Consider the following 22,068-nt stretch of genomic DNA (forward strand, 5'->3'; position numbering starts at 1 on the left):
CACCGCGCTCGCGCAGCCGCCCCCAATCCGTTGTCCCCACTGCCGCGGAACCCTCTCCGCTAAAAATCTGCCAAAGTAGTGCTAGACACGGAAGCCAAATCCGACATGTGAGGAAACATCATGACCACCAAGCTCGACATCGCCCCCAACTCCGATCGCGAGCTGGTTCTCGCCCGCATCATCGATGCGCCGCACGAGAACGTCTATCGCTGCTGGACCGAGCCAAAGCTGTTGACGCAATGGTTCTCGCCGAAGCCGTGGATGACGCCACGCGCCGAAATGGATGTGCGGACCGGTGGCTCCACCCTTGTCGTCATGGCCGATCCCGACGGCAAGGAGTTCCCGAATCCAGGCATCTTCCTCGAAGTCGTACCGGGCAAAAAGCTCGTCTTCACCGATGCCTATACGAAGGCGTGGGAGCCGTCCGAAAAGCCGTTCATGACGGTCGTGCTGACCTTCGAGGACGAGGGCGAGGGCAAGACCCTCTACATCGCCCGGGTTGCGCATTGGTCGGTCGCCGACCGCGAACAGCACGAGAAAATGGGTTTTCACGACGGCTGGGGCCAGTGCGCCGAACAGCTTGAGGAGGTCGCCAAGCGACTTTGATGCAAACGGGAGAGGGAGACTGATGTCCAGATCGATATTTTTCGCCATTTTCGCCTCGGCCGCCGCGCTATTTGCCGCGCCGGGCACCATCGACGCAGAGGAGGCCAAGCCCGCCATGACGACCGCAACCGCAACACTGCCGACGCCGGAAAAATCCGGCCTGCTGCCGATCAACGGCCTGAACTATTATTACGCCGTCTACGGCAAGGGCGAGCCGCTGCTTCTGCTGCATGGCGGCCTCGGCACGACCGACATGTTCGCGCCGATCCTGCCAAAACTTGCCGAAGACCGCACCGTCATCGGGGTCGACCTGCAGGGCCATGGCCGCACCGCACTCGGCGACCGGCCGCTCAGCCTGGAGGCGATGGGCGACGACATGGCGGCGATCGTCAAGGCGCGGCTACGACAAGGTCGACGTGATGGGCTATTCGCTGGGCGGCGGCGTCGCCTTCCGCATGGCCGTCCAGCATCCCCAAACGGTGCGCCGCCTGGTGCTGGTCTCGACCGGCTACGCCGCGGACGGCTTCTATGCCGAGATGCGTGGCCAACAGGCACAGGTCGGCGCGGCGATGGCCGACATGATGAAGGACACACCGATGTACAAATCCTACGTCGCGGTTGCGCCGCATCCGGAGGATTTTCCGAAACTGCTCGACCAGCTCGGCGCCTATATGCGCAAGGACTACGACTATTCGGCCGACGTGCCGAAGCTGAAAATGCCGGTGATGCTGGTGTTCGGCGACAGCGACATGTACCGGCCCGAGCACGAGATCAAGTTCTATCAGATGCTCGGCGGCGGGTTGAAGGACGCCGGCTGGATGCGCGAGAACCTGTCGCAGAACCGCCTGGCGATCGTGCCGAACCGCACCCACTACGATGTGTTCTTCGCGCCGGAACTGACAGCTGCCGCGCTGCCGTTCCTCAATGGCCAGACCAAGGTCAAGACCTGGGACGAGGTCGTCAACGAAACGAACTGACGCCCAGTCAATTGTCTGCCGGCCGTCTTCCGCGAGATGGCCGGCATGTCGCCCATGGGGCCTTGGCCCGGCGCATCGGCCAATCGTGTATTGGCCGCATCACAGCTATAGATGGCGCCATCAAAGCTTTTCAATTGACGCTGCCACGCCTATCGATAGGTATGCCGCCTATCCTCACAGGGCAGGGACGCGGGTGATGGCAAGATATCAGGGCGGGTGTTTGTGCGGTGCGGTGCGCTACCGCGCCGAGGCGGCACCGATCAATGAGCGCGTCTGCCATTGCCGGTTGTGCCAGAAGGCGCTGGGTGCCGCCTTCAACGCGCGCGTGCTGTTCCGCATCGATGATGTGACGGTCGACGGACCGCTGGCGACGGTGAATTCCTCGCCCGATCTCAAGCGCGGCTTTTGTCCGCGCTGCGGCACGACGATGTTTTCCCGGCGCGATTCCGCCGGCATTATCGGCATCACCACCGGCTCGCTCGATGATCCCTCGTTGTTCAGGCCTGAGATGCATATCTGGACCGCCTCGAAGCAGCCCTGGGTGCAGATCGACGACGGCCTGCCGCAGTTTGAAGGCGCGCCACCTCCGGCTTGAGGTGGAATCTGGACAAAATTTAATCCGAAGCGACACGAGATAGCCGGCAAAGCGTCATTGGCGGGCCATCATTGCTGCCTATCTATTGGCATGCGGGCAGGCAGTCGAGGAGGCGACGGATGAACGACAGCATCAACACCCTGGATGAACTCTTGAGCGATCCGATGATCAAGCTGGTAATGGAGCGCGACCGCGTGCAACCGGCACAACTTCGCACGCTGCTCGAAGAAAAGGTCCGCCGGGTAGACGATGATGCGCCGGTCAACGATCGCTTTGTACCGCCGGCCCACCTGATGGCCACGACCTGTCACAAGCTGTGGTTGTGCAGCTAGGGTCTTGAAGCGGTCAGCCGGAATTTGCCGGCAAATAGCTGTAATGGCTGCGGAAATAGGCAAGCTTGAAGCCGAGGCGTGCATAGTTGCGGTAGGCTGGCCCCTCACGTTCGGCTCGCGGCGCCTCGATATCGGCCACGAACAGTTTTGCACCGGCCGCAAGTCCGTCGCGCACCATCGCTTCGCCGAGCATTGCATCGAGGTCGAAGCTCGGCGCCATGATGCCGGGCACCGGCGCGTCGATGCCGCTCCAGGCCATGCCGTCGGCGCCGATGAACATCGAGCGCACCGCCGCCACCGCGTCTTCCCGCCGCAGCATGTAATGATGCCAGCCGCGTCGGCCGGCCAGCGCCAGCAACCACGGTGAGGTCGGCAACCGATATTGGCTGTCGATGAACCCAGCCCATTCCCTTGCCGTTGCCGGCGTCACCCGCTCGACCGAGACATCCTCCGTCGGGAAAAGCGGCTCAGCGGGCAATGGCGTCGCGTCGCGAAAGATGCGTTCCCAGCCGCCCTGACGTTGCAGGCCGCGCGCCTCGAGCCAGCAGCTGAGCGTCGCGGGCTCGGTGTGTGGATTGGTGTAGAACCAGGGCCGCAGAATGCCGGCGTCGCGATAATGCGCCAGAAGTGCGTCGAGCCGGCTCTCGGTGGCCGCGCTCTCGACGCCGAAATTTTTGACACAGTTGAAATGGATGAACGGGATCGTCGTGCAGGTGGTCCAGACGAGATCGCCATCTTCGGCGATGGCAAGGCTTTGCCTTGCGGCAAAGTCTGCCGGGGCGGCGCGATAGAGATCGAGCCACGCATTGACCTCGGCGCGTTCGATGGCGCGACTGAGGTTGCGAGGTATCTCGTCGACCCCGATGGCGGGCGAGCATGGCTCCGGCGGGACTACGGGCTGCAATTCTGACAGGGCGGCGGGCTGCATGACGTCCTCCACGTGGTGCCTTACACCGTAAGATTAGTAGAGACTAATCTCATGCCGTGAGTTGTCAAGCCGAGGCAGCGACGTGGCCGAACATTGGAGGGACAGCACACCTCCGCCCGGCCAACGTCCCGCTGCAAAGCCCTAACAATTCGATTCAAACTTTGTTGGTAGTTTCTTGTTAGGAATCCAGCTTGGTTTGTCCGGCGGCGTTGTCCTGCCTTCGGTCTGTTGTGTTTTGCGTACAGGTCCAGATGCGGTTATCAGGCGTCGTCATCTTTTCGATCGCAGCGCTGTGCCTTGCCGGCTGCACGTCAACCTCCGGCGTCGATGCGCTGCAAGTGCCGTCCAGCGAGACCACCAGCTCGGTTGTGCGGCCACCCGCGCCGGTGGCGTCCGTGGCGAAAACTGATGCTGCGCCCGCTTTTGCCGAACAGGAGCAGGACGAACAGCCGGTCGCGATGGACGTACCCGATCAGAACGTCGAACCGCCGGCCGAGGTGATCGCGCTGATGTCGCCGCCGAAGCGGCTGACACGCGCGGCACCAGCAATGCTTGCCGAACCGGTCACGCGCTATGGTTTTCGCGATGCCAAGCCGATCAATTTCGGCAAGGCATCCTCGCCGAGGCGTCTCGCCGTCCACGGCGTCGACGTTTCGCGCTGGCAGGGCAATGTGAACTGGGGAAAGCTGCGTGCCCAGGGCGCCAACTTCGCCTATATCAAGGCCACCGACGGGGGCGACCATCTCGACCCGATGTTCACCAGAAACTGGCGCAGTGCCGACGCCGCCGGCCTCAAGCGCGGCGCCTATCACTTCTTCTATTGGTGCCGCACCGCCGGCGAGCAGGCCGATTGGTTCATCCGCAACGTGCCGCGGGTCGAGGGTGCGCTGCCGCCGGTGATCGACGTCGAGTGGAACGGCGACTCCAGCTGCAAGCGCCGCCCATCGCGGCAAAAGGTGCTGGAAAAGATGCAGGTGTTCATGGACAAGCTCGAGCGCCACTACGGCCAGCGGCCGATCATCTACACCGCGCCCGACTTCTACCGTGACAATCTCAGGGGCGCCTTCCTCGATTATCCGTTCTGGCTGCGCGCCGTGGCGGCGCACCCGTCAAAGGTCTATCCCGACCGCAAATGGCTGTTCTGGCAATATTCCGGCTCCGGCCTGTCGCACGGCGTAAGAGGCCGCATAGACCTCAACGTCTTCCACGGCGATGAGAGGGCCTGGCGCGACTGGGTGGGCGGCCGGCAGATGGTGGCCGAGGCGGAGTAGCGCGGCAGCTTCTTCCTTCTCCCCATGTGGGAGAAGGTGGATTGGCGCGCAGCGCCAAGACGGTTGAGGGGTGTTGGACGGAGTGCGTCGGTGCCAAGCTGGAGCACCCCTCATCCGACCTCGCTTCGCGAGGCCGCCTTCTCCCACAAGGGGAGAAGGGGAGGCGCCGCGCCATCCCCTTTGGTTGGTCTCGAACGTCGGCCCTTATCTGAGGATTCCTTGGAGGTCGTCCCCAGGATTGGATAACGTCGCCCCATGCCGCATCAGCCCGTTGCGCCCACCAAACGTCGCTTCGCCCGCTCAATGCGACGCGAGCCGACGGAAGCGGAAGACCGCCTGTGGCACGAACTGCGCGGACGTAGGCTCGATCGCATCAAATTTCGGCGCCAAGTTCCGGTCGGCAAGTTCATCGCCGATTTCATTTGCGCCGAGGCCAGACTGATCATCGAGATCGACGGCAGCCAGCATGCGGATTCGAACTATGACCGGGAGCGGGACGCCGAACTTAAGGCGAGGGGCTTTCCTGTACTGCGTTTCTGGAATGACGACGTGCTGCGGGATCTGAAGGCAGTCTGCGACACCATCATCGCTTACGTCCGCGATGACAGTTTGCAGCCTTGGCGGTAATAGCGCGCTCTTCCCTTCTCCCCCTGACAAGGGGAGAAGGTGGCTCGGCGCGGAGCGCCGAGACGGTTGAGGGGTGTTGGACGGAGCGCCGCCGGTGCCAAGCTGGAGCACCCCTCATCCGACCGAGCTTCGCTCGGCCACCTTCTCCCACAAAGGGGAGAAGGGAGGGCGCGACCTCAGCTCCTCAGCTACACCCGCTCGTGGCCCCGCAAGTATCGCACTTCTCGCAAGTCCCGTTCCGCACCATCGTGAAGTTGTGGCATTCCGAGCATTCGTTGCCGGTGTAGCCTTGCATCAGCGACTGCTGGCGCCGGTTGGCGGCAAGCGCTTTTGCTTCGGCTGCTTCCTTCGCCGCCTCGTCGGTGAACAGCTCCGTCGGGTCGGACGCTTCCGCGTAGACGATGTCCTCGACCAGTTCCCTGGCGCGCTCCTCGTAGTCGCGCTTGTAGGCGACGGCTTCGTCGCTTGCCGGTTTTAGCGTCAGCACGTTGGAGCCGGAGAAAGCGGTCGGGGCGGTACGGGCTGGAGTTCCGGAACCGGAACCCGCAAAGCCTTTCGGCTCGGCGCCCATGCCCGACACCAGCTTGACCGGCGAGGCGCCGCGGGTCAGGCCCTTGGAGAAGGGCGTCGCCTTGCCTTCATTGATGCCGCGTCCGAGTGCCGTCTTGTCGAAATCCGACTGGTCGACATGGGCGAGATCGTGGCGGCCGAGATAGGAGACAGCCAGTTCGCGGAACACGTAGTCGAGGATCGACGTGGCGTTCTTGATGGCGTCGTTGCCCTGCACCATGCCGGCCGGCTCGAACTTGGTGAAGGTGAAGGCCTCGACATATTCGTCGAGCGGCACGCCATATTGCAGGCCGAGCGAGATGGCGATAGCGAAGTTGTTCATCATCGCCCGGAAGGCGGCACCTTCCTTGTGCATGTCGATGAAGATCTCGCCGATACGGCCGTCATCAAACTCGCCAGTGCGCAGATAGACCTTGTGGCCGCCGACGACCGCCTTCTGGGTATAGCCCTTGCGGCGGTTCGGCAGTTTCTCGCGGTCGCGGTAGAGACGCTCGACGACGCGCTCGACGATCTTCTCGGTCACCTGCACGGCGCGCTGTGCGGCCGGTGCCGCGATCAGCTGCTCGATGGCTTCGTCCTCGTCGTCTTCGACGTCGGCAAGCAACGAGGCGTTGAGCGGCTGCGACAGCTTCGAGCCGTCGCGATAGAGCGCGTTGGCCTTCAGCGCCAGCTTCCACGACAGCATGTAGGCGCCCTTGGCGTCTTCCACCGTCGCGTCGTTCGGCATGTTGATGGTCTTGGAGATGGCGCCGGAGATGAAGGGCTGCGCCGCCGCCATCATCATGATGTGGCTGTTGATCGACAGCGAACGCTTGCCGATCTTGCCGCACGGGCTGGCGCAGTCGAACACCGGCAGGTGTTCGGCCTTCAGGAACGGCGCGCCTTCCAGCGTCATCGCCCCGCAGACATGGATGTTGGCGGCCTCGATGTCCTTCTTCGAAAAGCCCAGCGCCGGCAGCATCTCGAACGAGAAATCATTGAGCTGCTCGTCGGTGAAGCCGAACGTCTCCTTCACCCAGTCAGCGCCCAGCGTCCACTGGTTGAAGACGAATTTGATGTCGAAGGCCGACTTCAGCGCGGCATTGAGTGCTGCGATCTTTTCGTCGGTAAAGCCTTTTGCCTTGAGCGAGCCGGGGTTGATGCCCGGCGCCTGGTTGAGATTGCCGTGGCCGACGGCATAGGCCTCGATCTCGGCGATCTGGGCCTCGGAATAGCCGAGCGTGCGCAGCGCTTCGGGCACCGCGCGGTTGATGATCTTGAAATAGCCGCCGCCGGCGAGCTTCTTGAATTTTACCAGCGCGAAGTCGGGCTCGATGCCGGTGGTGTCGCAATCCATCACCAGGCCGATCGTGCCGGTCGGCGCGATCACCGTTGCCTGCGCGTTGCGGTAGCCATGCTCCTCGCCGAGCTCGATGGCGCGGTCCCAGGCGGCCTTGGCATGGTCGGCAAGCTCCTGCTGCCTGAGATCGGAGGCGACCAGCGGCACCGGGTTGACGGCTAGCTTCTCGTAGCCGTCCCTTTCGCCATAGGCCGCGCGGCGGTGGTTGCGCATGACGCGCAGCATGTTCTGCGCGTTGCGGTCGTAGTCGGGGAAGGCGCCGAGCTCGGCGGCCATTTCGGCCGAAGTGGCATAGGCCGTGCCGGTCATGATCGCGGTGAGGGCGGCGCAGATGGCGCGGCCCTCGTCGGAATCATAGGGAATGCCCGAGGTCATCAGCAGGCCGCCGATATTGGCATAGCCGAGGCCGAGCGTGCGGTACTCGTAGGAAAGCTTGGCGATCTCCTTCGACGGGAACTGCGCCATCATGACGGAGATTTCCAGCACCATGGTCCACAGCCGCACCGTGTGCTCGTAGGCTGATATGTCGATCGTGCCGTCGGCATTGCGGTAGGGCAGAAGGTTGATCGAGGCCAGATTGCAGGCGGTGTCGTCGAGGAACATGTATTCCGAGCACGGGTTGGACGCCCGGATCGCACCGGCCGAGGCGCAGGTGTGCCAGTCGTTCATCGTCGTGTTGAAATGCAGGCCCGGATCGGCCGATGCCCAGGCGGCATAGCCGATCTTTTCCCAGAGATCGCGCGCCTTCAGCGTCTTCAGTACCTTGCCGTCCTTGCGGGCGGTGAGATGCCAGTCGCCGTCCTGCTCGACGGCGCGCAGGAAATCGTCCTTCAGCGACACCGAATTGTTGGAATTCTGGCCGGAAACCGTGAGATAGGCGTCCGAATCCCAGTCGGTGTCGTAGGTCTTGAACGACATCGAGGTGTAGCCCTGCTTTGCAAACTGGATGACGCGGTAGATGTAGTTCTCCGGCACCGCGTCCTTCTTGGCCGCCTTGATCTCGCGCTTCAGCGCGGTGTTGACCGCCGGGTCGAAGCAGTCGTCGCCATTGCCTTCGCAGTTGATGCAGGCCTTCATGATCGCTTCGAGATGCTTCTTGACGATCTTCGAGCCGGTGACCAGCGAGGCGACCTTCTGCTCCTCATTGACCTTCCAGTCGATGAATTCCTCGATATCGGGATGATCGGCGTCGACGATGACCATTTTCGCGGCGCGACGCGTCGTGCCGCCCGACTTGATGGCGCCCGCCGCGCGGTCGCCGATCTTGAGGAAGCTCATCAGCCCCGACGAACGACCGCCGCCCGACAGCTTTTCGCCTTCGCCGCGCAGGAACGAGAAGTTGGAGCCGGTGCCGGAGCCGTATTTGAACAGGCGCGCCTCACGCACCCACAGGTCCATGATGCCGCCCTCGTTGACGAGGTCGTCCTGCACGCCCTGGATAAAACAGGCATGCGGCTGCGGGTGCTCGTAGGAAGACTTCGACTTGGTCAGCTTGCCGGTGAACGGGTCGACATAGAAGTGGCCCTGGCTCGGACCGTCGATGCCATAGGCCCAGTGCAGGCCGGTGTTGAACCATTGCGGCGAATTCGGCGCGACGCGCTGGGTGGCCAGCATATAGGCGAGCTCGTCGCGGAAGGCGCGCGCGTCTTCCTCCGACTTGAAGTAGCCGCCCTTCCAGCCCCAATAGGTCCAGGTACCGGCAAGCCGGTCGAAGACCTGGCGGGCGTCGGTCTCGGAACCGTAGCGCTCGGCTTCCGGCAGCTTGGCCAATTCAGCCTCGTCGGCGACCGAGCGCCACAGGAAGGAGGGGACTTGCGTCTCTTCGACCTTCTTCAGCCGTGCCGGGACGCCAGCCTTGCGGAAATATTTCTGCGCCAGGATATCGGCGGCAACCTGGGAGAACTGCGCCGGCACGTCGATGTTGTCCAAGCGGAACACCACCGAGCCATCCGGATTCTTGATCTCGGAAAGCGCCTTGCGGAATTCGATCTCCGCGTAAGCTGATTGCCCTGGCTTGGTGAAACGACGCTCGATGCGCATTGGTCCGGTCCCTTTTGTCTACATATAGCGCTTTTCCCAGAGGATTTCTGCCCTCTTGACGAAACGCGCATGTCCGCCGCCTGCCGGCGTTCGAAAACCGCCGGCTCTCATCTTCACAGTCTCCGCCGCCCTGCCGGTCAAACCTCTCGCGAGGCCGCTGTCCAACGCGCTCACGGACCCTGTGGGTCCCTCAAAACTGAAAACTTTTTGTAACGCCCTCGATCGAGGGAAATTTACATTATCTAGCGTCGAACCTACCTGCAAACACTAAATATAGTATTAACAGACAATTTATTCAAGTCCGACAATCCTCCCCTTTCGCCACCCAAGGCTTCAAAATCCCACGCCTTCGCCGGCCTCGTAAACAGGCGGGAATGCGGCTCAAAACGCACATATTCCGGGAAAAAGACCGGCCTCGAAACTTTTCCGGTCGCACTCTCAACAGGAGCGCATGGCCTATAAAAGGCGACTCGTTTTGCGGCGTCAAGGATTCGTTTGCGTAGCTTTTATGACCCCCACATCTTGTGTGTCACACATGTGGATAACGGGGATAGAAGCGGAGCGCAAGGAAGGGTCGGCTCTGGGTGGAGGCGCTTCGGCAACGACGTTCCACAGCACCTGAGCGATAGGCTATGCGCGACTGAGACTCAGGAGAACCGATGCGGATCCGCGCAGAAATGGGCGATGATCTGGCTGAGGTCGGGTTCGTTGACCATGCGCACAGCCTCGGCGGCGCTGACCCACTTGCGGGTGCGTGCCCGCTTTTCCTTCCACCGGTCGGCGACCTTGTCGACCTGCAGCGGGAAGACCAGCACCTCGCACGGCACTTCCTCGCCGGAATCCAGCAGCTTGGCATAGAAATAGCGGCCGGCCTCGTGATGCGAGATCGTGCCGCGCAGCCCGGCCTCCTCGCCGGCTTCGCGTGCCGCCGCTTCGCAAAGCGGCTCCTTCGCCTCCGGCCAGCCCTTGGGAAGCACCCAGCGGCCGGTATCGCGGCTGGTGATCAGCATGATTTCCACGCCGTCCCCGCTATCGCGCCAAGGCAGGGCTGCAACCTGCAGGCGGGACGGCACCGCGCCGAAGAGTCGCCGGACCCTTTCGGCCTTATGGTTGTGCGTCGTTGGCCTCGTCAACATCGGAGAAGCTTGCCCCAGCTTCCAGAATCATTTGCCGTCTCACGAATCTTACGGCTAATTATAAGCAATGAAAGTAAAAAATGTTTCACGGATCGGCCAGATTCCGTCAATCTGCGCCGATCTCAGCCTAATGGCGCGACTGCAGCAGCGTCGCGCCACGCCTTTATCGGTGTGCGGAGGTCCCCTGGGCGGACTCGGTGCATCAAGCGGCGTTGCCGCGAATCAGCCGGCGTGGTCGTCGGCGATCGGCTTCTGGTAGGTGAAGCCCATGTCCCAGGGAAAATAGATCCAGGTGTCCTGGCTGACCTCGGTGACGAAAGTGTCGACCATCGGCCTGCCTTTCGGCTTGGCGTAGACCGTGGCGAAGTGCGCCTTGGGCATCATCGCGCGCACTATGCCCGCCGTCTTGCCGGTGTCGGTGAGGTCGTCGATGATCAGCACGCCGGCCCCGTCATCGGCGAGCAGCGCCGGCGTGACCTCCTTCAGCACCTGCAATTGCCCCTGGCTGGTATAATCGTGGTAGGAGGCGACGCAGACCGTCTCGATGATGCGGATGCCAAGTTCGCGCGAAATGATAGCCGCCGGAACCAGGCCGCCGCGCGTGATGCAGACGATCGCCTTCCATTGCCCCTTGTTGGCGCCGGCAAGCCGCCAGGCGAGCGCGCGCGCGTCGCGGTGGAACTGGTCCCAGGAGACCGGGAAGGCTTTTTCGGGCAGGGACATCTCTCGCGCACTCCGCAAGCGCGCATTGCGCGCTAGAACATGATGGAATGCGCGCGGAATTAACTGGAAAGGCTTGCTCTTGGCAAGGGCGCGGCAAGGCGATTGTCCTGTCAGCGATCCCTGCAGACCTAGCGCGACAGGAAAGCCGCCACCGGTGCGGTGCGCAGCACCGTTCGCGTCACCCCGCCGAACAGCAGCTGGCGCAGCCAGGAATGGCTGTAGGCGCCGAGCACAAGCAGGTCCGCGCCCGATTCGGCGACCCTGGTCTGGATGATGTCGTCAACGGAAGCGCCGCCGGACCTCAGCACTGAGACGCTGACGGTCGCGCCATGCCTGGACAGCGAGGCGGCGATCTCTGCGCCGGCTGTTTCCGGCGCCTCGTCGAGCGTATCCGGCGGGTCGATGACGACGATGTCCGTCTTCTCGGCCTCGATGATGAAGGGCAGGGCATCGAAGGCCGCGCGCGCGGCTTCCTTGCTGCCGTTCCAGGCGAGCAGCACGTGCTTGAAGCTGGTGACGAGGGGACCCGAATGCGGCACCACCAGCACCGGCCGGCCGGCATCGTAGACCAGCGTGTCGACGTCGGCGCTCGGATCGCTGCCCGATTCGCGCTGGGCGGCGATGATCAGGTCCGCGGTGCGAACGGTCGAGATGCCGGTCAGCGCACTGTCGCCGGAAAAACTCTCGAGACTGCGCCACTCGAACGACAGGCCGGAATCCTCGATGCGCCTGTGAAAGGCGGCCTGCAACTTCTCGGCGCGCTCCCGGTTCATATCGGCGGAAACCTGCAGGAACTCGGTGTCCGGAAAGCCGGTGGCAGAGGTGTAGGGCACGGGCAGCGCCTCGGCATGGATGCCGATCAGATGGCTCTGGAATCGGCCGGCCAGCGGGATCGCGCAGTCGAGGACGCGCTCGGCATCCTGTTCATTCTGCAATATGGCGACGATGGTCTTGAAGCGCATGGCAGTCCCTCACTTCTTACGGCGATCCCACTCGTGACAAACGTCACTGCGCGATGCTGGTTCCGTCAGGCCGGCCGATCAGCCCACTCGGCTTGCCTTGATCAAGCCCGCCACCATAGCCTCTACGTCGGCGCGTGCGGAGTCCAGTGCCTGCTGGCTGCGGGCGCGCACCACCAGTTCCGTCCAGAATTTGCCATCGCCATATTTCGGGTAGGAGCCGATGATCGTGTCCGGATGCGCCTTCTGGATGTCGCCCAGCGGCCCGCCGATCAGGCCTTCGCCGAACGGGCATTCCACGGTTGCCGACAGCATTTTGGTGCCGGCCCGCAATGTCGGCACGACATTGTCGAGCATCGCCTGGAAAATCGCCGGCACGCCGGCCATGACATGGACGTTGCCGATGCGAAAGCCCGGCGCAACCGACACTGGATTATCGATGTGGTCTGCCCCGCGCGGCATCCGCGCCATGCGCTTGCGCGCTTCGGTGTATTCGATGCCGCGGGCGGCGTAGCTTGCCTCCAGCAGGGCGTAGGCCTTGGCGTCGTATTCGCATGGCACGCCAAAGGCCTTGGCAACCGAATCGGCGGTGATGTCGTCATGCGTCGGGCCGATGCCGCCGGTGGTGAAGACATAAGTATAGCGGGTGCGCAGCGCATTCACCGCAGCGACGATCTCGTCTTCCTCGTCCGCAACGATGCGCACTTCCTTCAGGTCGATGCCGATCGCCGTCATGATGTCGGCGAGGTGGCCGATGTTCTTGTCCTTGGTGCGGCCGGACAGAATCTCGTCGCCGATGACGAGCATGGCGGCGGTGACGATTTCGGTCATGACTGGCTCCGGCAAACGGGTCGCCTGAGATAGCGCGGCAAACGGCCGGCGGCAATGCCGCCAAACGACGGATCTACCTGTGCCACCTCCCTTGCAGTGGAGCCGTCGGCGGGTGATGCTGCGCCGGTTTGGGCGCTGAGGGAAAAATGCCGGTATCAATTCTGCTATGGCTGCCCGGCGCGCTGTTTCTGCTGGCGCTCGTCGTGGCAGCCTATCCGATGCTGGCGACGCGGCGAATCGCGGCGAAGGCCGAAAGGCTGGTGCCGGTCAGTGGCAAATTCATCGAGATCGACGGCAACCGCATCCATTATGTCGAGACGGGCGAGGGGCGGCCGATCGTCTTCCTGCACGGCCTCGGCGCGCAGCTTCATCAATTCGGCCACACGCTGTTCGGACGGTTCGGCCCGAACTATCGGCTGATCGCGCTCGACCGTCCGGGCTCCGGCTATTCGGTGCGGGCCAGGGGCGCCAGCGGACGGCTGCCCGAGCAGGCCGAGATCGTGCGGCATTTTATCGAGGCGCTTGGGCTGAAAAAGCCGCTGGTCGTCGGTCATTCGCTGGGTGGCGCCATCGCGCTGATGCTGGCTATCGAGCATCCAGAGGCGATTTCCGGCATCGCCTTGCTGGCACCGCTGACCCATCTGGAGCCGGACGCGCGCGAGAAGTTCGGCCCGCTGTACATTAAGTCGCCGCTGCGGCGCCGGATCATGGCTCATACGGTGGCGATCCCGGCGGCTCTCAAATATGCCGAAGCGACGCTTGCCTTCATCTTCGCGCCGCAGACGGCGCCGGCCGACTATATGGTCGAGGGCGGCGGCTGGTGCGGGCTGAGGCCAAGCCATTTCTATGCAACGTCGACCGATGTCGTGGCCATCGAGCACGACCTTGGCCGCATCGAGCAACGCTATCGCGAGATCACCTTGCCGGCCGGCATTCTGTTTGGTGCTTCCGACTTCGTGCTTGGCATCGATATCCATGCCTGGCCGCTGATGGAAAAGATCAGCGGGCTCGATTTCGAGCCGGTCGAGGGGCTTGGCCATATGCCGCAATTCGTTGAGCCGGAACGGGTCGTCGCTTTCATCGAACGCATTGCCGACCGCGCATTTGCGCCGAAGTCCGACACCGGCAGCTGACACCCTTCCGTAATCTCGCGCATTCCTCACGCAAAGGTGTGCAAGCCTGTCTCCGACGCCAACGCCAACACGAATGTCAACGATCAATACTGCGGCAAATAACCGGCCGTAGCCTCGGCCGGCAGTGTGCCTACCCCAGGCATTCCGGCCGCCGGGAATACCTCCGAACCCAATCACGATGCTGGCTATTCCTTCACGGCTCCGGTCATCGAGGAAACATAGTGCTCGACAAAGAACGAATAGAGCACCACGACCGGCAGCGAGCCGATCAGCGCTCCCGCCATCAGCGCCCCCCATTCATAGACGTCCGAGCGCACCAGCTCGGTGAGCACGCCGACCGGCACAGTCTTGTTTTCGGACGACTGGATGAAGGTCAAGGCGTAGATGAACTCGTTCCATGACAGCGTGAATGCGAATATGCCGGCGGAAATCAGGCCCGGCACCGATAGCGGCAGCACGATCTTGGTGAGGATCTGCCAACGGCTCGCCCCGTCGATCAGCGCGCATTCTTCCAGCTCGAACGGGATCGAGCGGAAATAACCCATCAGCAGCCATGTGCAGAACGGGATCAGGAAGGTCGGATAGGTGAGGATGAGCGCGAACGGCGTGTCGTAAAGCCCAAGGTTGAACACCATCACCGACAGCGGAATGAACAGGATCGAGGGCGGCACGAGATAGGCGAGGAACACCGCGAGGCCGACCTGCCGCGCCCCGGAGAACCTCAAGCGTTCGATCGCATAGGCAGCGAACACGGCAGCCAGCAGCGACAGGAACGTGGCGGCGGTCGAGATGATGATCGTGTTGAGCAGCCAGCCCGGATAAGACGTCTCGAAGAGCAGGTAGCGGATATGCTCGAGCGTCGGATGCACCACCCAGAACGGATTGAAATTGGCGTAGTCGGTCATCTCGAGGTTGGGCTTAACCGCCGTGATCGTCATCCAGTAGAACGGAAACAACAGCACGATGACGAAGATCAGCAACGGCAGGTAGACCGTCACCACGCGGCGCGGCAAACTCTGCAGGTAGCCCATGCCGCCTTCGTCGAGTTCCGGGCGTTTGCTCGTTTCGATCGCGGTCATGTCAATCTCCGCCGCCCTGCTGCCATTTGCGACGCTGCAGGCCAAAATAGCTGAACAGGATCGCCGCCAGCAGGAACGGGATCATGGCAACTGCGATCGCGGCGCCTTCGCCAAGCTGGCCTCCGGAAATGCCGCGCTGGAACGACAGCGTCGCCATCAGATGCGTGGCGTTCACGGGCCCGCCGCGCGTCAGCACATAGATCAGCTGGAAATCGGTGAAGGTGAACAGCACCGAAAACGTCATGGTGATGGCGATGATCGGCGTCAGCAGCGGCAGCGTCACATAGCGGAACAATTGCCAGCGGCTGGCGCCGTCGAGCGTGGCGGCCTCGTAGAGCGACTGCGGAATCGTCTGCAGGCCGGCAAGCAGCGTGATCGCTACGAAAGGAATGCCGCGCCAGACATTGGCGGCGATGACCGAAGCCCGCGCATTCTCGGGATCGCCGAGGAAGTTGATGCGATGGTCGATCAGGCCCATTTCCATAAGCGCCCAGGACAGGATCGAGAATTGCGAATCGTAGATCCACCAGAAGGCGATCGCCGACAGCACCGTCGGCACCACCCAGGGCAGCAGGACGATCGCGCGGAAGAACGACTTGAACGGCAGGTTCTGGTTGAGGATAAGCGCCAGCCACAGGCCGAGCGCAAACTTCAGGATCGAGGCGCTGATCGTGTAGAGCAAGGTGTTGAAGACGGAGAGCCAGAAGACCGCGTCATCCCACAGATATTCATAGTTCTCGAAGCCGATGAAGATGCCGGGGCGGCCGATGCGGGCATCGGTGAAGCCGAGCCAGACGCCGAGCCCGAGCGGATAGGTCAGGAAGACCAGCAGCAGCGCCGCCGCCGGCAGCATGAAGCCGAAGCCAAGCGCGTTATGACTTTCGGACACGAACGCTAGAATGCGCGACAGCGTCGACCGGCGTGGCTGAACGGCAGCGGAGGTCACGGCCATGGGTCGGCTCCTCTAAGGTCTCATTGAACGGCCGGGCGGCCATGCGCGATTCGAAGCCGGGCAGCATGGCTGCCCGGCTGAACCCGGCTCAAACGCGATAGTAACGGTTTGCGCGCTTCTCGGCTTCTTCCATCGCTTCTTGCGGCGTCGCCTGGCCTGTCACCGCCTTGGCGAACATGTCGACCAGCACATAGTCGGCCATGGTCGCTGCCGAGGCATAGCCAAGCGGGCCGGCATAGCCGTTGGGCCGCAGCGTCGCCGAGGCCTTGGCGTAGGCGGCATTGTTCGGATCGGCCGTCCACACCGGATTGTTGTCGAAGGCTTTGAGCGTCTGGCAGCAATAGCCTGCCGACGACGTGATCCACTGCGACATTTGCGGATCCTCGAACATGAACTGCAGGTAGGCCTTGGCCGCGTTGGGGTAGGGCGTGTAGTCGAAGATCACGGCCGTGGTCACCTGGAACAGCTCGACGGATTTTCCGACCGGGCCGATCGGCAGGTTGGTGGTGCGGATGTCCTTGGCTATCTCAGTGAGCTTCGGATCCTTGTCCTTGTTGATCTTGGCGGTGTTGTAGGCGGAAATGCCGTTGGCGATGACGCTCAATTGCCCGGCCAGGAAGGCGCGGTTGTTGTTGACGTCGAGCCAGCTTTCGGTGCCGGGAATGAAGGTCTTGTAGAGTTGCTGCGCGTATTCGATCGCCTTGAGCGTCTCGGGGCTGTTGATCGTCACCTTGCCGCTCTCGTCGACCATCTGACCGCCATGGCTCCACAGCAGCCAGTGAGCGTAGTTGTTGCCGTCGCCGACGCCGTGGCCATGCGTGAAGCCGGCAGGGTGCCCCTTCGCCTGCAATGCCTTGCAAAGCTCGAGCAAGCCTGCCGTGTCCTTCGGAAATTCGGAGAAGCCGGCCTCTTTCACCCAGCTTTCGCGATAGACGATGGCATTGCCGATGGTCGCCAGCGGCAGGCCGAGGAATTTGCCTTGCCGTGTCGCATATTGGTGCGGTCCATCGTGCCAGCCGCCATATTTCGAGCCGAGATATTCGCCCAGTTCCGTCACGTCGTGCAGCTTGTCGGGATATTGGTGCGGGTCGTCGAACCAGACGAACATCAGGTCCGGGCCGGAGCCGACATTGGCGGCGACCGCCGCCTTGGGGCGGATGTCCTCCCAGCTTTCCTTGTCGACGCGGACCTCGACACCGGTCGCTTCGGTAAAGCGCTTGGTGTTGGCCAGCCATTGATCCTCGTCGCCCTGCACGAAGGGCGACCAGCGCAGCAGCCTGAGCTTGGCGCCGTCCTCGGGCTTGTATTTCAACCCCTCCTGGGCAAAGGCGGGAGAGCCGATGAACCGGCTTCCCAAGGCTCCCGCCGCCGCACCGGCGGTGGTGCGGATCACGTCGCGTCTGGTGAATTTCATGCTCGCTTCCTCCTGCTTATTGTCCTTGCCGTCCTACTGCCCGATGGGTGTTTCGAACCGCTGTCCGGTTTTGCCGTGAAAGAGATGGATGAGGCCAGGCTCGGCCGTAAGCCGGATGGTTTCGCCCGGCGTAAAGGAATGGCGTTCCCGGAAGTTTGCGACGATCTCCTCGCCGCCGGCGGTGCGGCCGATGAGCTGCACTTCGGACCCTGTCGGCTCGACCACCACGACGGTGACCGGGATGCCCTGATGGTCGGACAGCCGTAAATGCTCGGGCCGTATCCCCAGCACGACCGGCTCACCATTGCCGATGGAAAGTGCAGAGGCCAACGGGACCGAAATCCCTCCGGCGCCGCGAAATGACGGCGAGCCGTCGCTTACGATCTCGCCCCTGAGCATGTTCATGGCGGGCGAGCCGATGAAGCTGGCGACAAAAAGATTGTTCGGCCGGTCGTACAGCTCGAGCGGCGGCCCGATCTGCTCGACGATGCCGTCATGCATGACGACGATCTTGTCGGCCATGGTCATCGCCTCGATCTGGTCGTGGGTGACGTAGACCGTCGTCGTCTTCAGGCGCTGGTGCAGTTCCTTGATCTCGGCGCGCATCTGCACCCGGAGCTTGGCATCGAGATTGGACAGCGGCTCGTCGAACAGGAAGACCTGCGGATCGCGCACGATCGCCCGGCCCATGGCAACGCGCTGGCGCTGCCCGCCGGAAAGCTGGCGCGGATAGCGGTCGAGCAGCGGCACCAGTCCCAGGATTTCGGCCGCGCGCCGCACGCCGGCATCGCTCTCCGTCTTGGGAACGCCCTTGAGCATCAGCGAGAACGCCATGTTCTCGGCGACCGTCATATGCGGGTAGAGCGCATAGTTCTGGAAGACCATGGCGACGTCGCGCTCCTTTGGCGCAACGTTATTGACGACACGTTTGCCGATCGCGATCTGGCCGCGCGAGATCTTTTCCAGGCCGGCGATCATCCTGAGAAGGGTCGACTTTCCGCAACCCGAAGGACCGACCAGCGTGACGAACTCGCCGTCGTCTATATCGACGCTGACCCCGTGCAGGACCTCGACGGTCCCAAATGATTTGTAGACATCGCCGATCGCGACAGACGCCATCGATCTCCTCCCGATTGATTCCCGCAACGACTTCGAAGGAAACCGCTTTCCTGCCTGGACCGCGACAGCGCCCAGGCTCCTCCCCGGTCACGCGCGATGTGAGACGGTAGCGCTACCAAACCGGCCTGTAAAGCAGCCCGGCATCACCTGGATATCGACACACCCTAATCCGAAACCTCCGTCTGCGGCCGGTCGCGGCCATCTGCGAGCTCGTCGTGCCATTTGCCGTCGGCGTCCTCGTACTGGATGCCGTCGGTATTGCCGGCGACCTGCTGTTCGGCCGAAGCGATCTCGGCGGCGCGCAACGCGTCCTGATGGGTGGGGAACGTTTCGGAGAATGTCGAGCCGACCTTGTAGGCCCAGCCTCCGTCATGCTCGACGATCTTGTAGGTCAGTTTCGCCATGAAACCCTCCGGTTGAAAGCCCGTTGCCTCAATGCAGCCTATCGTCGGCCAGTCTGTCGTCTGGCAGCCTGTCGTCTGTGACCAGCACGTCCGATTCCCTGGCGGCTTCGATCAGTGCGCGGCGCGCATCCGCCGTCGAACGATAACCTTCCAGCACTTTTAGGCAAGTGTCGAGGGCATCACGATGACGCGGCCCGCGATTGAGTGGCCAGACCGTCATCAGGCACTCCGCTGCCTCCTGGGCGCTGCGGATCTGCCGATATTTGCCGACATGGCCGAGTTCGACCACGACCGGCTTTTCAAATGGCTTGCTGTCCATCATCGCCGCCAACGCGGAGCGGCCGATTTGGTTGCAACTGCTATTTTAGCTCAGGCGAAAATAGCTCAATAGCCGTAGTCGTTGCGCAGCCAGCGTGCATTCGCCCAGCCGGTGCGGCCGCCGAAATCGACCTTGTACCAGCTTCCGCGGCGGTCGAAGATCTCGGTTTGGTCGCCGTTGAATAATTGCCCGATCATGCGCGACGACGAGTTCGGTCGGGCTCGAACGGCGAGAAAGCCGCTTCCCGTCGCCAGATTGTAGTGCCTGGAAAGGCCGTGCACCGTGCCTTCGCAATATTGCGCCCCGGCCGGCGTCGGTGCGGCGAACGACAGCCCGGCCAACACCGCGGCGGCAGCCGCAATGGAATTCCCCCTGAACGGCATGTCTCTGCTCCCCCAACCCGCCGCGCCCAGCCGCGGCCCCGGCCACTCTACACCGGCAGAGGATCAATGCGATGCTGTGCTGGCCCGTCCAGCGAGACGAACCCGCCGTCAGGTCGCCACCTTCATCCAGTGCTGCATCGTCGTCACCGAGCGGGCAAGCTGCGGCGCCGGGTGGATTTTTTCGCCGAAGGTGGCCGCGGCGCGCCAGCCCCAGCGCGGATCGGCAAGGAAGGCGCGCGCCAGCGCCACCATGTCGGCGCGGCCGTCGGCAACGATCGCCTCGGCCTGTTTCGGATCGTCGATCAGACCGACGGCCCGCGTCGGGATGCCGACGGCCTTGCGCACCGCTTCGGCCAGATGCACCTGGTAGCCGGGCCCGGAGGGCAGCTTCTGCAACGGTGAATTGCCGCCGCTCGAGCAGCAGAGATAGGCGACGCCGGCTTCCTTCAGCGCTTTTGCCACTTCGATCGCATCCTCGACCTCGAAGCCGCCATCGACCCATTCCTTGATCGACAGACGCGCGCCCAGCATCAGCCTGGGCACCGCCTTCTTCACCGCCTTGGCGATCTCGACGGCGAAACGCATGCGGTTTTCCAGCGAGCCGCCCCAGCGGTCGGTGCGCCGGTTGGAGAGCGGCGACAGGAACTGGAAGATCAGATAGCCATGCGCGGCATGCAGCTCGATGAAGTCGAAGCCGGCGCGCTCGGCCCGCCGTGCCGCTTCGGCGAAGCGTTCGATGATTTGCAGGATCTCGTCGTCCTCCAGCGCCCGCGGCACCTGCCAGCCGCTGTCGTAGGCGATCGCCGAGGCCGACACGATCGGCCACGGATCCTGATCGGCATGCAGCGGTCCGCCGCCCTCCCAGGGTTTCCGATTCGAGGCCTTGCGGCCGGCATGGGCAAGCTGCGTGCCGAATTTCGTGCCCGGTGCGGCGACACGCTTGGCTGCATCCAGCGTGCGTCGCGCGGCCGCCTCGTTGTCCTCGGAATAGAGGCCGAGGCAGCCATGCGAGATGCGGCCGCGCCGTTCGACATCGGTCATCTCGACGGTGACCATGCCGGCGCCGGACATCGCCAGGTTCATCCAGTGATAGAGGTGCCAATCGCTGGCCGAACCGTCCTCGGCCGAATACTGGCACATAGGCGCGACCGCGATGCGGTTGGGGAAGGTCAGGCCGTCGAGGGTGATCGGCTGGAAAAGCGATGAGGTCATAAAAAACTCCGGAAAGGGTTGCCGCTATTTATGCAGCCGATTGTGCCAGCGCCAGACACGAGACGGTGAACCGGTGCTCTGGACCAATTGGTGGCCCGATTGCACGAACCGCCGTTCGCGGCTACGCCTTGCCGCGGCAGCAGGGAGTCCACCATGGAAGATCGCATTCGCATCCGCTCGGAGGAAGTCCTTTCCGACGAATGGGCGGTTTTGAAAAAAACCGTCTTCGACTACCGCCGGCGCGACGGCAAATGGGAAACGCACACCCGCCAGACCTACGATCGCGGTGACGGCGCGGTGATCCTGCCTTTCGATCCCGACCGCTCGACGGTGCTTCTGGTGCGGCAGTTCCGCTACCCGGCCTACGTCACCGGCCACAAGGAGCCGCTGATCGAGGCCTGTGCCGGCCTGCTCGACGAAGACGATCCCGAAACCTGCATTCGCAAGGAGGCCGAGGAGGAGCTCGGCTACCGTCTGAAGGACGTGCAGCGACTGTTTTCGCCCTATATGAGCCCCGGCAGCGTGACCGAGCGGCTCTGGTTCTTCGTCGCTCGCTACTCGCCCGCCGACCGCATTTCCGACGGCGGCGGCGCCCATGATGAAGGCGAAGACATCGAGGTTTTGGAAATGCCGCTCGACGAGGCGCTGGCCGGCATGCACGATGGTCGGATCATCGACGCCAAGACGATTATTTTGATCCAGCACCTGAAGCTGAACCCGATCGGGAGGTGAGCCATGCCGGAAGCTGGACACTGCGAGGAAGCTCCCGGCCGGAACCCCTTCCACTAGGCCGCCTTGCGGGGCTGGGACAAGGCGACGCTGGTTGCGGCTGGAGGCCTGGGGGCTGAACAGACTTCTTTGCCCGCGCGATCGGCGAGGCTCCACTGGGGCAGAGGTCTTATCGCCCGATCGTTACGCCCGTTAGCCTTTGTCCTTGAGGTCCGCTTCATAGTCCTGCCCGCCGTAATAGACGCCGAGGACGGCGATGGTGTCGGCTTCGGCCGTGAAGGCAATGCTGACGCGGCGGCGGTAGCCTAGAGCGTCGGACGTTCAGTTTGAATCGCGAGGGATTCCAGTGAGGCGTGGTTCATGATTCACTTCCTGTAGGAGGTGATTTGC

21 protein-coding genes and 1 pseudogene are annotated in these 22,068 nt (G+C 63.0%); 8 read left to right on the forward strand and 14 right to left on the reverse strand.

Translation table 11 applies throughout. The features are described from left to right. Window positions 1-120 precede the first annotated feature (120 nt). The 4 genes and pseudogenes from NKK47_RS32315 (at window position 121) to NKK47_RS32330 (ending at window position 2,510) form a co-directional block, all read left to right on the forward strand. Window positions 121-606: an SRPBCC family protein gene (locus tag NKK47_RS32315; protein WP_352579620.1), complete on the forward strand. Its 486-nt coding sequence runs from the start codon at window positions 121-123 to the stop codon at window positions 604-606. A 22-nt stretch (window positions 607-628) separates the two neighbouring features. Beyond that, window positions 629-1,583 (forward strand): annotated as a pseudogene (locus tag NKK47_RS32320) (alpha/beta fold hydrolase). Window positions 1,584-1,779: 196 nt separating this feature from the next. Further along, window positions 1,780-2,178, forward strand: coding sequence for a GFA family protein (locus NKK47_RS32325; RefSeq protein WP_352457758.1), 399 nt, complete (start codon window positions 1,780-1,782; stop codon window positions 2,176-2,178). A gap of 119 nt (window positions 2,179-2,297) precedes the next feature. Next, the gene (locus tag NKK47_RS32330) at window positions 2,298-2,510 is read left to right on the forward strand and encodes a hypothetical protein (RefSeq protein WP_023674755.1); all 213 of its coding nucleotides are present in this window, start codon (window positions 2,298-2,300) and stop codon (window positions 2,508-2,510) included. A 13-nt stretch (window positions 2,511-2,523) separates the two neighbouring features. Here NKK47_RS32330 and NKK47_RS32335 read toward each other — a convergent pair whose 3' ends face one another. Beyond that, window positions 2,524-3,438: a hypothetical protein gene (locus NKK47_RS32335; RefSeq protein WP_023674756.1), complete on the reverse strand. Its 915-nt coding sequence runs from the start codon at window positions 3,436-3,438 to the stop codon at window positions 2,524-2,526. Window positions 3,439-3,689: 251 nt separating this feature from the next. Here NKK47_RS32335 and NKK47_RS32340 point away from each other — a divergent pair, with 251 nt between their 5' ends. Both NKK47_RS32340 and NKK47_RS32345 read left to right on the forward strand, forming a co-directional pair. After that, window positions 3,690-4,709 carry a GH25 family lysozyme gene (locus tag NKK47_RS32340; protein ID WP_352579621.1) on the forward strand — a complete coding sequence of 340 codons (1,020 nt, stop codon included), beginning with the start codon at window positions 3,690-3,692 and terminating at the stop codon, window positions 4,707-4,709. A gap of 255 nt (window positions 4,710-4,964) precedes the next feature. Continuing rightward, window positions 4,965-5,336 carry an endonuclease domain-containing protein gene (locus NKK47_RS32345; protein WP_352579622.1) on the forward strand — a complete coding sequence of 124 codons (372 nt, stop codon included), beginning with the start codon at window positions 4,965-4,967 and terminating at the stop codon, window positions 5,334-5,336. A gap of 184 nt (window positions 5,337-5,520) precedes the next feature. Here the strand turns inward: NKK47_RS32345 and NKK47_RS32350 are convergent, their stop codons facing one another. The 5 genes from NKK47_RS32350 to NKK47_RS32370 all read right to left on the reverse strand — a co-directional run bounded on the left by NKK47_RS32350 (window position 5,521) and on the right by NKK47_RS32370 (window position 12,934). Next, window positions 5,521-9,285 (reverse strand): vitamin B12-dependent ribonucleotide reductase, encoded by a 3,765-nt coding sequence (locus NKK47_RS32350; RefSeq protein WP_352579623.1) that lies wholly within the window; start codon window positions 9,283-9,285, stop codon window positions 5,521-5,523. 647 nt (window positions 9,286-9,932) lie between these two features. Beyond that, complete coding sequence (locus tag NKK47_RS32355) at window positions 9,933-10,421, reverse strand: NUDIX hydrolase (protein WP_023674761.1); 489 nt, start codon at window positions 10,419-10,421, stop codon at window positions 9,933-9,935. Window positions 10,422-10,643: 222 nt separating this feature from the next. Next, the gene (gene gpt / locus NKK47_RS32360) at window positions 10,644-11,144 is read right to left on the reverse strand and encodes a xanthine phosphoribosyltransferase (RefSeq protein WP_023674762.1); all 501 of its coding nucleotides are present in this window, start codon (window positions 11,142-11,144) and stop codon (window positions 10,644-10,646) included. Window positions 11,145-11,272: 128 nt separating this feature from the next. After that, window positions 11,273-12,106 (reverse strand): universal stress protein, encoded by an 834-nt coding sequence (locus tag NKK47_RS32365; RefSeq protein WP_023674763.1) that lies wholly within the window; start codon window positions 12,104-12,106, stop codon window positions 11,273-11,275. A gap of 78 nt (window positions 12,107-12,184) precedes the next feature. After that, window positions 12,185-12,934, reverse strand: a complete 750-nt coding sequence (locus NKK47_RS32370) for a competence/damage-inducible protein A (RefSeq protein ID WP_352570874.1) — start codon at window positions 12,932-12,934, stop codon at window positions 12,185-12,187. 146 nt (window positions 12,935-13,080) lie between these two features. Here NKK47_RS32370 and NKK47_RS32375 point away from each other — a divergent pair, with 146 nt between their 5' ends. Then, window positions 13,081-14,067 (forward strand): alpha/beta fold hydrolase, encoded by a 987-nt coding sequence (locus NKK47_RS32375; protein ID WP_352579624.1) that lies wholly within the window; start codon window positions 13,081-13,083, stop codon window positions 14,065-14,067. Between the two features lie 185 nt (window positions 14,068-14,252). Here NKK47_RS32375 and NKK47_RS32380 read toward each other — a convergent pair whose 3' ends face one another. The 8 genes from NKK47_RS32380 to NKK47_RS32415 form a co-directional block, all read right to left on the reverse strand. Then, complete coding sequence (locus NKK47_RS32380) at window positions 14,253-15,146, reverse strand: carbohydrate ABC transporter permease (RefSeq protein ID WP_023674766.1); 894 nt, start codon at window positions 15,144-15,146, stop codon at window positions 14,253-14,255. 1 nt (window position 15,147) lies between these two features. Further along, window positions 15,148-15,999: a carbohydrate ABC transporter permease gene (locus NKK47_RS32385; RefSeq protein WP_502896011.1), complete on the reverse strand. Its 852-nt coding sequence runs from the start codon at window positions 15,997-15,999 to the stop codon at window positions 15,148-15,150. 187 nt (window positions 16,000-16,186) lie between these two features. After that, window positions 16,187-17,512: an ABC transporter substrate-binding protein gene (locus NKK47_RS32390; RefSeq protein WP_023674768.1), complete on the reverse strand. Its 1,326-nt coding sequence runs from the start codon at window positions 17,510-17,512 to the stop codon at window positions 16,187-16,189. 33 nt (window positions 17,513-17,545) lie between these two features. Next, on the reverse strand, window positions 17,546-18,631 hold the full coding sequence (locus NKK47_RS32395) for an ABC transporter ATP-binding protein (protein ID WP_023674769.1): 1,086 nt from the start codon (window positions 18,629-18,631) through the stop codon (window positions 17,546-17,548). A gap of 164 nt (window positions 18,632-18,795) precedes the next feature. Beyond that, entirely contained in the window at window positions 18,796-19,035 is a 240-nt protein-coding gene (locus NKK47_RS32400) for a DUF2188 domain-containing protein (RefSeq protein WP_023674770.1), read from the reverse strand. Between the two features lie 28 nt (window positions 19,036-19,063). Then, a complete protein-coding gene (locus NKK47_RS32405) occupies window positions 19,064-19,357 on the reverse strand; it encodes a DUF982 domain-containing protein (protein ID WP_031211240.1) in 294 nt (97 codons plus the stop codon). A gap of 62 nt (window positions 19,358-19,419) precedes the next feature. Further along, the gene (locus tag NKK47_RS32410) at window positions 19,420-19,737 is read right to left on the reverse strand and encodes an SH3 domain-containing protein (RefSeq protein ID WP_352579625.1); all 318 of its coding nucleotides are present in this window, start codon (window positions 19,735-19,737) and stop codon (window positions 19,420-19,422) included. A gap of 108 nt (window positions 19,738-19,845) precedes the next feature. Then, the gene (locus NKK47_RS32415; protein WP_023674773.1) at window positions 19,846-20,949 is read right to left on the reverse strand and encodes an NADH:flavin oxidoreductase/NADH oxidase; all 1,104 of its coding nucleotides are present in this window, start codon (window positions 20,947-20,949) and stop codon (window positions 19,846-19,848) included. A 153-nt stretch (window positions 20,950-21,102) separates the two neighbouring features. Between NKK47_RS32415 and NKK47_RS32420 the strand changes: the two genes are divergently transcribed. Then, window positions 21,103-21,681, forward strand: a complete 579-nt coding sequence (locus NKK47_RS32420) for an NUDIX domain-containing protein (RefSeq protein ID WP_352458601.1) — start codon at window positions 21,103-21,105, stop codon at window positions 21,679-21,681. The last annotated feature ends 387 nt before the right edge of the window (window positions 21,682-22,068 follow it).

This window comes from Mesorhizobium sp. M0019 (genome assembly GCF_040323975.1).
GTDB lineage: Bacteria > Pseudomonadota > Alphaproteobacteria > Rhizobiales > Rhizobiaceae > Mesorhizobium.